The organism is Enterobacter sp. RHBSTW-00175, from assembly GCF_013927005.1.
GTDB lineage: Bacteria > Pseudomonadota > Gammaproteobacteria > Enterobacterales > Enterobacteriaceae > Enterobacter.
On sequence record NZ_CP055930.1, the window covers coordinates 669,234 to 681,892 of the forward strand.

Genomic DNA, 12,659 nt, shown 5'->3' on the forward strand with positions numbered 1-12,659 from the left:
AATATTGCCGTGGCATTATACAGAGCGTAACCGATTGCATCTACACTTTTTTATAAAAAATACTTGCGCTCCCCTCTCAGCAGGTTACTATCGACTGAATAACTTGCTGATTTAGAATTTGATCCCGCTCACATGTTATCCTCTCAAACCCCCTCAATTTTTACTGTCAGCCGCCTAAATCAAACGGTTCGTTTACTGCTTGAGCAGGAAATGGGGCAGGTCTGGATCAGCGGTGAAATCTCAAACTTCACCCAACCGTCATCCGGCCACTGGTACTTTACGCTAAAAGACGACACCGCTCAGGTGCGCTGCGCGATGTTCCGCAACAGCAATCGTCGCGTAACGTTCCGCCCGCAGCACGGCCAGCAGGTTCTGGTTCGTGCCAATATCACCCTGTATGAACCTCGCGGTGACTATCAAATTATTGTCGAGAGTATGCAGCCTGCGGGTGAAGGCTTACTGCAACAGAAATACGAACAGTTAAAAGCCAAACTCTCCGAAGAAGGTCTGTTCGACCAGCAGTTCAAAAAACCCCTGCCCTCACCGGCACACTGCGTGGGCATCATCACCTCTAAAACCGGTGCGGCCCTGCACGATATTTTGCACGTGCTTAAGCGCCGTGACCCTTCCCTGCCCGTCATCATCTACCCGACTGCCGTGCAGGGTGACGATGCACCGGGCCAGATTGTGCGCGCCATTGAACTGGCGAACGCGCGTCAGGAGTGTGACGTATTAATCGTTGGGCGTGGCGGCGGTTCGCTGGAAGACTTGTGGAGCTTTAACGACGAACGCGTGGCGCGGGCAATCTTTGCCAGCCTTATCCCGGTGGTGAGCGCCGTCGGACACGAAACAGACGTGACTATCGCTGATTTTGTGGCGGATCTGCGCGCGCCTACGCCATCGGCGGCGGCAGAAGTGGTTAGCCGCAATCAGCTTGAGTTGCTGCGCCAGCTTCAGAACGGGCAGCAGCGTCTTGAAATGGCGATGGACTATTTCCTCGCGAATCGCACCCGCCGCTTTACGCAGCTTCATCATCGCCTGCAACAGCAGCACCCTCAGTTGCGTCTGGCGCGTCAGCAGACCGTGCTGGATCGCCTGCGCCAGCGGATGAACTTCGCCCTGGATAATCAGGTTAAGCGCGCGGTATCACGCCAGCAGCGTGTGACCCAACGCCTGAACCAGCAAAACCCGCAGCCGAAAATTTATCGCGCGCAAACGCGTATTCAACAGCTGGAGTTTCGCCTGGCAGAGAACCTGCGTGCACGACTGAGCAACACCCGTGAGCGCTTTGGTAATGCCGTGACCCATCTTGAGGCCGTTAGCCCGCTTTCCACGCTGGCGCGCGGCTACAGCGTGACAACCGCAACGGATGGCAAAGTGCTGAAGCAGACCAAACAAGTGAAAGCCGGTGATGTGCTCACCACCCGGCTGTCAGATGGCTGGGTGGAAAGCGAAGTGAAAGGCGTAACCGTTGCCAAAAAAACGCGGAAGAAAAAGCCGGATTAAACCGGCACAAATTCCACGCGTTTTTTAGAGATCAACCCGTGGCCGTTCTGGCAGAAATAATCCACTGCACCGCAGGCTTTTAGCACCTGGAGCGGCTTATGGCACTCCGGGCAGCGCGCTTCAAGCGCAATGTCGTTGTTACACTTTTCACAGTGAGCCACACCGTTTTGTGGCTCCAGCTCTGCATGGCAATCCGGGCAGATAATCGACATAGTGACTCCTTTAACCTGGTATTCATTACTGCGTTAATTTTATCACGATGCGCTTAATGGGGGCCACGCAGCTGTTGCTGTAATGTCAGCAGAAGCTCAACCTCTTCAACCCTGCGTTGAGTTATGCGGGGCACTTCTTGCGGATCGCGTTCGAACACACTTTGTGCCCCCAGAATATGCCCGGCCAGGCAGTGCTCATAGATGGAACCAGGTACTTGCCAGCGTTGAATGTCCTCACCATCAATATGTTCCAGAACATCTTCTGCACCGCGTCTGTCGTGGCTGATGATGCGCCCATTGCGCAGATAAATCCGCACCCCTTTTTGCCCACCTGACGGCCCGGCATATTTGTTCAGCCAAAGCTCGACCGGCACGCCGCTGATCTGCCCCTGAAGGTGTGCTTCACCCTCTGCGGTGGTCAAATCCCCCTTCCCGATATCGCGCCCCAGGCGGTCTTTCGCAGTCAGCACCTGCAAGGCCATATCACCATTCCCCCCGAGATAGCGCAAGGTTTCACGCATCATCGCCAGCACATGCGTGCCAATATCCAGGATAACGCCGTCCGGGTGGCGAAGCGTGCGCGTATCCGGCTCGCCGGTGGCAAAGTTCAGCGCGATGGACTCACCCGCCGCGTTATACCCACTCGGCTCCTGAAGAAATCCTTCGATTCTGACAATATCAGCCGCGGTGTCGACCAGCCCCTGCTGCACGGTACCGAGACGCGCCATCCAGTGATCGAGCGCCAGCACACGGGAAGCCGCGCCGGGCAATGCCAGCAGTGTTTTCAGTTTTTCGATTTGGGCAAGCGTCGCGACAATAGGCTTTTCAACAACAATACGCGGGACCGGGGAAGCCAGCGCCTGCTCAAGCACCTCAAGATGGTGCAGGGAAGACGTTGTGATAAACAGGGTATCAAGAGGTTGGGCGAGAAGCGCATCAAGTGATTCGCATCGCGTCACGCCGTCGGGCTGTTTTGCGGGGTCAACATCAAACCCCAGACACTGTACAGATTCGCTAAAGCGATGTCGTAATGCAGGCAAGTAGGCCGTTTCAACTACGGAGCCTAGTCCGACAAACCCTAACAGCATGTGCTTACCTCGTTGAGTTAATTGCCGGGGCATTACGCCTGCCCCGGCAACATCGAGGTTTTATCAGGCGTTAGCTGCCGGTTTAGTCTGGGTATTTTCCAGCATCCGGCGTACCGGAACAATGAGCACAATCAGAACCGCGGCACAAATCAGCAGTGCGACAGAACAGCGGGCAAACAGATCCGGCAGCATATTAAGCTGGTCGGCCTTCACATGCCCGCCAATCAGGCCAGCCGCCAGGTTGCCCAGCGCGCTTGCGCAGAACCACAGGCCCATCATCTGACCACGCATTCTTTCCGGTGCCAGCAGCGTCATGGTCGCCAGACCAATCGGGCTTAAGCACAGCTCGCCCAGCGTCAGCATCAGAATACTGCCCACCAGCCAGAACGGAGAAACCCCCGCCCCACCGTTAGCCAGCACATTCTGCGCGGCCAGCATCATCAGGCCAAAGCCCGCTGCGGCACACAGAATGCCGATAACGAATTTGGTGATACTGCTCGGGCGAATGTTCATGCTCGCAAGCTTCGGCCATGCCCAGCTAAATACCGGCGCCAGAAGGATGATAAACAGGGCATTGACCGACTGGAACCACACCGCCGGGATCTCGAAATCGCCCATCATGCGATTAGTGTAGTCGTTGGCAAACAGGTTGAACGAAGTTGGCTTTTGCTCAAACGCAGACCAGAAAAATGCCGCCGATACCAGCAGGATGAAACACACCAGCAGTCTGGCGCGCTCTTTACGGCTGAGGCCGGCAAAAACAAACAGGTAGATGAAGTACAAAGCAACAGACGCGGCAATGACGTAAACCAGCGTACTGGCAACCGCAACCGGGTTAATGACAATCACACCCTGCGCAATCAGCGTCACAACAACAGCCACACCCACAGCCAGCGCCAGCAACCAGGCACCCACGCCTTTTCGCTTTACTACCGGGCTGTTCCAGGTGGAATCCAGGCCAACTTCACTGTCGTAGCGTTTCATGGACGGAACGGCAAACACGCGGAAGATAACCAGCGCCACCAGCATCCCGATACCACCGATACCAAAGCCCCAGTGCCAGCCATGAGTTTTAATCAGCCAGCCGGAGATCAGCGGAGCAATGAACGACCCCATGTTGATGCCCATATAAAACAGCGAGAAACCGCCGTCACGGCGCGCATCGCCTTTTTTATACAGTGTACCGACCATCACCGAGATACAGGTTTTGAACAGGCCAGAGCCAAGCACAATAAACATCAGACCGATGAAGAACAGGTTATTCCCCATCACAGCAGACAGCGCGATCGAGAGGTGGCCGAGGGCGATCAGAATAGAGCCGTACCAGACGGCTTTTTGCTGGCCGAGCCAGTTATCTGCCAGCCAGCCACCCGGCAGCGCGGCGAGGTACATCGAGCCGGCAAAAATCCCCACGATGGCGGACGCGTTCTCACGTGCCAGCCCCATACCGCCGTCATAAACGGTTGCCGCCATAAACAGAATGAGTAACGGGCGGATACCGTAAAACGAGAAACGCTCCCACATTTCAGTAAAGAACAGTGAGCCAAGCGGATACGGATGGCCGAAGAACGTTCGGCTTTCTTTTTGATTAACAGAGGATTGCATAATTCTCCCGAAAAGGTATGTCGTCGTGCTTGTAAACACCGCAAAACACGCCGACCAGTTATATATCTGGCCGATTTTTTGCCTGCGGCGAAGAGTTATTTAACCATTTGATAACCTGGTGCCAGTTTTGTCTAGTACCAACAGCAGGCCTTTAAGATGAAAGTTCGACAATCGTCTACTTTCTCAGATTTAAAATTGGCTAATAACGAATAGTGATTGACATCACACAGAGAAACATACGACAGGTTAAGACGAAAAAAAACCCGCGAAATACGCGGGTTATCGAAAGACAGGCAATAATTATTTGCTTTTCTTGATGTGAAAGCACGAAACAATCATAAGTAGTTGTTATTAGATTAATTTTTACCTTAAAAAACACAACTGTGTACACCCTTGGGTACACAAAAAGCGACTATTGGTCGCTTTTTGATGCTTAGTTGACCGATGACACCTTCGGTAAAAACAGCCTTCTCATTGTGCGTGAAGGAAAGAAATCAGATAACGTCTAAGTTCGTATTACCTACCATCAACTACGGAAAGGCGTTTCCGTGAAAGAGTATGTCACATTCGTATACCCTTTACTTTGAAGTAAAAATTTAATTCCATCCCATAAAAATGCTTTTTCCTTTGCAGGCCCAATTTTGATACTTTTCAAGGGCAAGCGACCGTTCCACATATTATTTTCATTGGCTTTCAATTCAAGATAAGGAATAACCCCATAAGCGTTCACTCTAAATTTTACATCTTCATATGGTTGATTAGGTTGTACTACAATGCGAAACTCTTTTTCTTCAGAAAATCTATCATTCTTTAAAAAAGGTGGAAGTTTATGGACAATGTCGATTGCACTGATTATTTCATACATAGGTTCAACTTCTATTTTTTTAATTAATTTTTCGTCGCGCAAAAAATTAATAATTTCTTTTTTAGCCTCCAAAGTTGAATCTGGTTTAGTATAGATCACTGGCCCAGATAACACCTGTGCATTTCCATAAAATAACGATTCAATTAACTCATTGCTCTCAAACTCAAGGCATACACCTTGAGTTGCTCCATACCCTCTCCACTGACTTAGAAGATCTGGCTCTTCACAAAATGATATGTTGTACTGGTGGTTTGCTCGATGCATATTGAATCTGATGATTTCACTCTTGAGTATATTAATACTTTTTTCATTTAAGTCATCTGACAAATATTCTAAAGCATTCCTGAACGCTCTTATTCCATGGCGTAACTCTTCAGAATCATTTAGAAAGAAAAAATTAGTCGCCCAAAGAGAGTGATTCTCAACAATACCTTTCAACCCATTTAGATCAGTATAATGATATATTCGCATACTAATTGCTCACTCATGAATAAATTAAATCTTTAAAGAGTATACTCTATGGAATAAAAAATAACATTTTTATACGACCCATAAATTAGATATTTTCAATAAGTTAGCCATAGCTTAAGGCAAGAAGGATATTTGTCGTAATGAAGCAACTGTAGCTTAGGCTCCCCTGCATCGTTCCTGCCACTCGTCCTGAGCTTGTGGGATTAAAGCAGGAGAATCAGCCCAGACGAGTTACCTGGAAAACAAGCTGCGGTAGCAAAAGTGTAAAGCTGGTGGGTTTTTGCCTAGTCACTTTACACTTTTGCTCTTTCTTCCGGCGCGGACCTTAACATTTCTATACATCGGTACTTGAAATTTTCTTCCTGAAACCACTTTTCACACGATTTACAACCTGGCTAAGACTCTTGGTTTTCACATCCATAACTGTATAAACCTGTATATCGTGGATTAGCTCCTCTCCCGCCCCCCTTATCCTTAAGGTGTGCCGGATTGCCGCATGGTTTACACTTTGTTATTTCCTCAATATTTGCCCCAAAAACCTTAGGAAATGCGCAGTTTTGATATGGGGTTTTCTGACATTATTCGCGGTTTAAACCGCGAAAACCCAGCAATCATAAGGCCTAAAGGCTGGTTTACACTTTCCACTATTTGCGCAAAAAAACCTTAGCATTTCTTAGCATACCAACTTGACACTTTTCGCCTGAGAGCCGTCCTTGACCTTAATAATTCTATATATTTTCGGCTCGTATTTTGCCTGGAAGCTGCGATAGCAAGAGTCAGAGGGTAGGTTGACACTTTGGATGGGTGTTTTGATTGAGGCGGCTCTGAATTGAAACTTTTGCCCTTGGGCAATAGCTTACAGTGTACATTTCAACACTAACTTTCATCCTCACCCATGTATTCGTGGAAGCGCTTTAAACGAGCTTCATCTGTTTCCGGCGGCGTGCACAATGCTTCGAGCCCCTTCACAGACCATCTGTCCCACTCCGGATCTATATGGTCTCCTTTTCCGCGTAATTTCATCCTCAGGCAATCTGCCAGGATAAAATCTTGTATGAAGTCCATAGCGTTGCCCAGCTGGTGGGACCCATGGAAATAGTGCTCGCAATCGTCGGGTTCGTGGTAAAGCCTGACAACCTCTTCTCCGTCTTTATCACACAGGTGCTCAATATCGTATGAAATTAACTGGGCGGCGGCTTCAAGCAGCTGTTTCGCTTCTTCCTGGCTTTGCGCGGCAGGGAACTTATCTTGATTGGTATGAATCCATTCAATTACCTGCGAGGCAGACAGGACCAGGTAGTCCTTGCCCTCAGCTCCCTCAGAATGTTCGTTGCCATGCTGCATTTGTTCAGTAGCTTCAACATCAATCTTGTTACCGGACATCACTACTTCCCCCTTGGCTACCCAGTCATAAACTGTCTGGCGACTCACCCCACAATGACGGGCATAGGCCGATTTACTCATTACAGCCATGTAAACCTCACGTCAATATATTGATTCAATCACGCAGAATGGGCAAAAAAAGTTGAACATTACTGCCTAACCCTTTAATTTCGCTATTGCTTAGGTTAAACATTATAAACAAAAAGGATTATTTATGATACTTACAACCCCAGATAATAACTTCAGCGATGGTTTTACTGATGCCTTAGATTTATTTGAAAGAAAACCTTTATTTGAGCAAATAATGAGGGTCACTTTCCAGGCACCAGATGAAAATTTGGCATTAGCGCTTGAGGATAAATGGGGGAACGGCAAATCAACATTTGTTAAAATGATGACATCAGAAATAAAATTAAATCATGACAATATTAATGTCATCTATTTTGACGCTTACGAAAATGACTATCAATCAGACCCCTTTATATCATTATCCTCAGTAATATATGAAATGGTGGAAAATGATAAAAATCTCACATCGAAATTTGGTGAAAAGCTTTTAAGTGCAAGTAAAAAAATCGGTCTATCTGTACTTTCTCATACTGCAAAATTTGCCATTTCTACTGCAACAGCAAACCTCTTAACCACTACCACTATTGAAAAAGCATCGGAAGCTCTTGCAGAGTCATTAACTAACCCTTTAGAGGAATATATAGCTAACAAAATAAAATCAGCAAAAAATGAAAGAAACAACATTGCTCACTTTAAAGAAACTCTGGAAGAAATTCACGCTAGAACCCAGAAGAAAACCCTCATAATTATTGACGAACTTGATAGAGCAAGGCCTGATTATGCATTAGATTTACTCGAGAAAATTAAACACTTATTTTCTGTGAAAGGCTTTATTTTCCTTCTTGTTGTTAATCGTGAGCAATTCGAAAAAAGTATTGAATGCCGTTACGGACAAATTGATTCACGTCTTTATCTAAATAAATTCATACATTACTGGTTTACTTTGCCAAAATTGACTCTCGCTAGCGAAGATGTAAGGAATGGCTTTTATCAATCTACACTGGAGAAATATTTATTCTCAATTGATACAAAGCAAAAGTTACTGACACGAGGGGGATCTCTAGTAAAAATACTATCCATGTTGTTAGAAAACAATGGATGTTCTCTCAGAGAAGCTGAAAGATGCTATTCAGTAATATCAGTCATTGATAATAAACATATGATACGCGATTTGAGCGGTAAAAACTTCCAGGTTTCACTAGCACTGATTTGTTATTTAAAGGTATGCAACCCGAAGCTTTTAGACGATTTAATCTTCAAAAGAATTACGGCTGACAACATGCTGAAAAACCTACACATCAAACCGTATGAAATCGACACGGATGCAAACCTTTCCAAACTAAACTCTATAATTAACTACCATCTTTTGAGTGATTCTGAAATGAGAAACAGGAGAGAGAACTCACAACCTAAAGATTTATTACTTCAAGAGATAGAAGGTAGTCGAAACGAACGAATTGAATATATTCAAAACATATATAACTCATTCAATAATATGCGCATATCTAATTTTTAGATTGCATAAAGGGAGCTGCATAGCTCCCATTAAACTAATAAAATTTATCGATCATGGTTATGCCCAGCGTCTGATGCATATCATCAGACTGTTCCTGCTGGATACGCCTCACCAGTCCGTCAGCATCACGCCACCAGCAGTTATGTTGTAGTGGTTTGTCTGGTTGATGGTTCCCCCTGTATGGCAGCTGGTGGTGTAAGTATCCCTGCAAAACGGCCCATTCACTTTTAGAGATCTTCCGACATACTGATTATGTCCCCTGAGGAGATCGCTATGCGTAAGATCCGATTCACCGAGCACCAGATCATCGCCGTCCTGAAGTCCGTCGAAGCGGGCAGGACCGTCAAAGATGTGTGTCGTGAGGCCGCTATTTCCGAAGCCAGCTACTACAACTGGAAGGCGAAATATGGCGGGATGGAAGCTGCTGATATCAAAAAAATCAAAGACCTTGAGGACGAAAATCGTCGTCTGAAGCAGATGTTTGCCGATCTCAGCCTTGAATGTCGGACACTGAAAGACGTTATCGAAAAAAAGCTTTAAAACCAGCGATAAAGCGGGAGCTCGTCAGCTATCTGACGGCACAGTTTGCCATGAGCATCCGCCAGGCGTGCAGGACATTATCGCTGAGCAGGACGGTGTATTTTTATCAGCCCGATACCCGGCGTGATGAACCGGTGATCCTTGCGTTGACTGAACTGGCAGAACGCTATCCGCGATACGGTTTTAAGAAGCTGTTTCAGGTGCTGCGCAGGCAGGGTAACGCCTGGAATCATAAGCGTGTTCACCGGATTTACTGCGTACTGAAGCTGAATTTTCGCCGCAAAGGCAAGCAGCGTCTGCCGGTACGAAACCCTGCGCCACTGGCAAGCCCTGAGGCACTTAATCAGAGCTGGTCCATCGATTTTATGCACGACGCGCTGGTGTGTGGCAGACGCTTCCGTACCTTCAATGTGGTGGACGATTTTAACCGGGAAGCGCTGGCTATAGAAATCGACCTGAATATCCCGGCCCAGCGTGTAGTCCGGGTACTGGACAGGATAGTAGCAAACCGCGGATATCCACTGAAAGATGCGAATGGATAACGGGCCAGAACTGCTGTCGCTGGCGCTGGCGCTGGCACAATGGGCGGAAGAACACGGGGTGATGCTGGAGTTTATCAGGCCGGGTAAACCGACGCAGAATGCCTTTATCGAACGGTTTAACCGGACGTACCGGACAGAAATCCTGGATTTTTATCTCTTCAGGACCCTGAATGAAGCACGGGAAATCACTGAGCGATGGCTGGCTGAATATAACAGTGAGCGGCCCCATGAATCCCTGAATAACCTGACGCCAGAAGAGTACCGTCTGATGGCTGAAAACCCGGAAATCTCAAAAAGTGCGTGGAACTAAAACGGGTGTGCTTACACATTCAGCGGCACACAACTCCATTTTTCGAACACCCAGCGCCAAAATAATTTTAAACGTCAGCTCGTTCTCTCTACTAATTCCCCTGCCTCGGCGAAGTGCTTTAAAGAACATGATTAATTCGTCTCTGGTAAGCGCTCGCTTACGCCCCTGCTCTTTCCCACCAGCATCTTTTGAACCAAAAGATATCGCCGGATTAACCTCGATCATCCCGCGAACCACTGCGTAATCAAACAGACGCTTAAGCATCCTCAACACATCATTAGCGACCGTTGGTGAGCCACGGCCCAATACATCTTGTAAAACGTTATCTACATGGCGGGGGCGAACATCTTCAACCTTCATACTGCCAATCAGGGCCACTATGTTTTTTTGTAGGCTGCTGCGGAAAAGCTCAGGATGTTTATAGGTGGTTTCTATATGGCGGGTGTAATACTCAGTTGCTAGGTCAGAGACACGAAGGGCATTTTTTTCAGCCTCAATTTTTGCCAGGGCTCCGGCCTTTCTTTCCTGCTTTTCTCCGGTAACGTCATAACCCAAAGTAACTCTGGCAGATAGTTCTTTAGCTATTTCCCTTGCCTTTGCTAATGGAATCTCACTATAGGAACCTATCTGCATAACTCGAGACTTTCCGGCTAACTTATAGCGGAATCGCCACGACGGTACACTGTCAACCTTCCGATACCGAAGATACAGCCCGCCACCATCTGCTCGTCCTTCAAAGCGCCCATCCGCTTTAATCCACGCCTTAATCTGCATATCAGTTAGCTTCGGCATCACAGGCCTCCATTTGTACCCAATACGGGTAAACCATAGATGGGTACTCGTAAATGTACCCATAAGCATCGTGTCAAATCACTGAGTACACCCTTGGGTACATGACAATAGTGAGTTTTGATGCTTCGTTATGATAGCACCTGATAACAAAAAAGCCCGGCATAATGCGGGCTTCAGGGTTTTCTGAAAGCAGATGATTTTTACTGAATCGTCATTTGCTTTTCTTGATGTGCTTAATCAAACGCTTACGCTTACGCATCTGGTTTGGCGTCAGGGTATTGCGCTTGTTCGCAAACGGGTTATCCCCTTCCTTGAACTGGATACGGATAGGTGTGCCCATCACATCCAGCGATTTACGGAAGTAGTTCATCAGATAACGTTTGTAAGAATCCGGCAGATCTTTCACCTGGTTACCGTGGATAACCACGATTGGCGGGTTATAACCACCGGCGTGAGCATATTTCAGCTTCACGCGACGACCACGCACCAGCGGCGGCTGATGGTCTTCTGCTGCCATATTCATGATACGGGTCAGCATCGCGGTGCTCTGACGACGGGTTGAGCTGTCGTAGGCTTCGCGAACGGAATCGAACAGGTTACCCACGCCGCTACCGTGCAGCGCAGAGATAAAGTGCACACGCGCGAAGTCGATAAAGCCCAGACGGAAGTCCAGCGTCTCTTTCACCTGCTCACGCACTTCATTGCTCAGGCCGTCCCATTTGTTGACGACGATAACCAGTGAGCGCCCACTGTTAAGGATAAAGCCCAGAAGCGACAGATCCTGATCGGAGATCCCTTCGCGCGCATCGATAACCAGCAGCACCACGTTGGCATCTTCAATTGCCTGTAGGGTTTTGATAACGGAGAATTTTTCCACCACATCGGTGATTTTCCCGCGTTTACGCACACCGGCAGTATCGATAAGTACGTACTCGCGTTCATCGCGCTGCATCGGGATGTAGATACTGTCACGCGTGGTGCCAGGCATGTCGTAAACGACCACGCGCTCTTCACCCAGAATACGGTTAGTAAGCGTAGACTTACCTACGTTTGGACGGCCCACAATCGCCAGCTTAATAGGCAGATCCTGCGGGTTGAATGCCTCTTCAGGCTCTTCCTCTTCGCCCTCTGCAGCTGCTTCGAACTGCGCCCAGTATTCAGCGTCTTCGTCCACTTCCTCCGGCGGGTTCACTTCGTCAACCCACGGCAGCAGAACGGTTTCGAGCAGGCTGGTCACGCCACGGCCATGAGAGGCCGCGATTGGGTAGATCTCACCCAGACCTAAGGACCAGAAATCAGCAACCGCCTGATCGGCATCGATGCCGTCAGTTTTATTCGCCACCAGGAAGGTTGGCTTTTCACGCGCGCGCAGATGTTTGGCGATAGCGGAGTCCGCTGGCATCAGGCCAGCACGGGCATCAACCATAAACAGAACAACGTCTGCTTCTTCGATTGCCAACAGAGACTGTTCCGCCATACGGGTTTCGACGCCGTCCTCTGTCCCATCAATACCGCCAGTATCGATGCAGATGAACTCACGCCCCTCCACTTCTGCACGACCGTACTTACGGTCACGCGTCAGCCCCGGGAAATCCGCAACCAGCGCATCACGGGTGCGTGTTAAACGGTTAAAAAGAGTGGATTTTCCAACGTTAGGGCGCCCGACAAGCGCGACCACAGGTACCATGTTTGAAGCCTCATAAAATTCAAAATCACGTCGCTTTCGCGGCGTTTTTAAAAAAGTCAAAACGGCCCCTGAG

At 48.3% G+C, this 12,659-nt stretch carries 8 protein-coding genes and 2 pseudogenes; 3 read left to right on the forward strand and 7 right to left on the reverse strand.

The window, feature by feature from the left end:
• Positions 1–132 precede the first annotated feature (132 nt).
• On the forward strand, positions 133–1,506 hold the full coding sequence (gene xseA, locus HV107_RS03175; protein ID WP_182062052.1) for an exodeoxyribonuclease VII large subunit: 1,374 nt from the start codon (positions 133–135) through the stop codon (positions 1,504–1,506).
• Here xseA and HV107_RS03180 read toward each other — a convergent pair.
• From HV107_RS03180 to HV107_RS27205, 5 genes are all read right to left on the reverse strand, one after another.
• On the reverse strand, positions 1,503–1,718 hold the full coding sequence (locus HV107_RS03180; RefSeq protein ID WP_182062053.1) for a zinc ribbon domain-containing protein: 216 nt from the start codon (positions 1,716–1,718) through the stop codon (positions 1,503–1,505). The two genes, xseA and HV107_RS03180, sit on opposite strands and share 4 nt — an antisense overlap.
• A gap of 53 nt (positions 1,719–1,771) precedes the next feature.
• Entirely contained in the window at positions 1,772–2,806 is a 1,035-nt protein-coding gene (locus HV107_RS03185; protein ID WP_182062054.1) for a Gfo/Idh/MocA family oxidoreductase, read from the reverse strand.
• Positions 2,807–2,869: 63 nt separating this feature from the next.
• Positions 2,870–4,411, reverse strand: a complete 1,542-nt coding sequence (locus tag HV107_RS03190; RefSeq protein WP_182062055.1) for a peptide MFS transporter — start codon at positions 4,409–4,411, stop codon at positions 2,870–2,872.
• A gap of 526 nt (positions 4,412–4,937) precedes the next feature.
• A complete protein-coding gene (locus HV107_RS03195; protein ID WP_182062056.1) occupies positions 4,938–5,747 on the reverse strand; it encodes a DUF2971 domain-containing protein in 810 nt (269 codons plus the stop codon).
• Between the two features lie 876 nt (positions 5,748–6,623).
• Complete coding sequence (locus tag HV107_RS27205) at positions 6,624–7,220, reverse strand: hypothetical protein (RefSeq protein WP_259349680.1); 597 nt, start codon at positions 7,218–7,220, stop codon at positions 6,624–6,626.
• 124 nt (positions 7,221–7,344) lie between these two features.
• Here HV107_RS27205 and HV107_RS03205 point away from each other — a divergent pair, with 124 nt between their 5' ends.
• Together HV107_RS03205 and HV107_RS03210 are read left to right on the forward strand one after the other, a co-directional pair.
• Complete coding sequence (locus HV107_RS03205; RefSeq protein ID WP_182062057.1) at positions 7,345–8,715, forward strand: P-loop NTPase fold protein; 1,371 nt, start codon at positions 7,345–7,347, stop codon at positions 8,713–8,715.
• 273 nt (positions 8,716–8,988) lie between these two features.
• A pseudogene (locus HV107_RS03210) lies at positions 8,989–10,107 on the forward strand (IS3 family transposase).
• Positions 10,108–10,125: 18 nt separating this feature from the next.
• Here HV107_RS03210 and HV107_RS03215 read toward each other — a convergent pair.
• Both HV107_RS03215 and der read right to left on the reverse strand, forming a co-directional pair.
• Positions 10,126–10,899 (reverse strand): annotated as a pseudogene (locus HV107_RS03215) (tyrosine-type recombinase/integrase); the annotation flags it as partial.
• Positions 10,900–11,110: 211 nt separating this feature from the next.
• Positions 11,111–12,586: a ribosome biogenesis GTPase Der gene (gene der, locus HV107_RS03220; RefSeq protein ID WP_182062058.1), complete on the reverse strand. Its 1,476-nt coding sequence runs from the start codon at positions 12,584–12,586 to the stop codon at positions 11,111–11,113.
• Between the last annotated feature and the right edge of the window lie 73 nt (positions 12,587–12,659).

What these genes read in the sequence shown, in the direction of transcription:
- xseA (WP_182062052.1), top strand. Translation starts at nt 133, where the DNA reads ATGTTATCCTCTCAAACCCCCTCAATTTTTACTGTCAGCCGCCTAAAT.
- HV107_RS03180 (WP_182062053.1), bottom strand. Translation starts at nt 1,718, where the DNA reads ATGTCGATTATCTGCCCGGATTGCCATGCAGAGCTGGAGCCACAAAAC.
- HV107_RS03185 (WP_182062054.1), bottom strand. Translation starts at nt 2,806, where the DNA reads ATGCTGTTAGGGTTTGTCGGACTAGGCTCCGTAGTTGAAACGGCCTAC.
- HV107_RS03190 (WP_182062055.1), bottom strand. Translation starts at nt 4,411, where the DNA reads ATGCAATCCTCTGTTAATCAAAAAGAAAGCCGAACGTTCTTCGGCCAT.
- HV107_RS03195 (WP_182062056.1), bottom strand. Translation starts at nt 5,747, where the DNA reads ATGCGAATATATCATTATACTGATCTAAATGGGTTGAAAGGTATTGTT.
- HV107_RS27205 (WP_259349680.1), bottom strand. Translation starts at nt 7,220, where the DNA reads ATGGCTGTAATGAGTAAATCGGCCTATGCCCGTCATTGTGGGGTGAGT.
- HV107_RS03205 (WP_182062057.1), top strand. Translation starts at nt 7,345, where the DNA reads ATGATACTTACAACCCCAGATAATAACTTCAGCGATGGTTTTACTGAT.
- der (WP_182062058.1), bottom strand. Translation starts at nt 12,586, where the DNA reads ATGGTACCTGTGGTCGCGCTTGTCGGGCGCCCTAACGTTGGAAAATCC.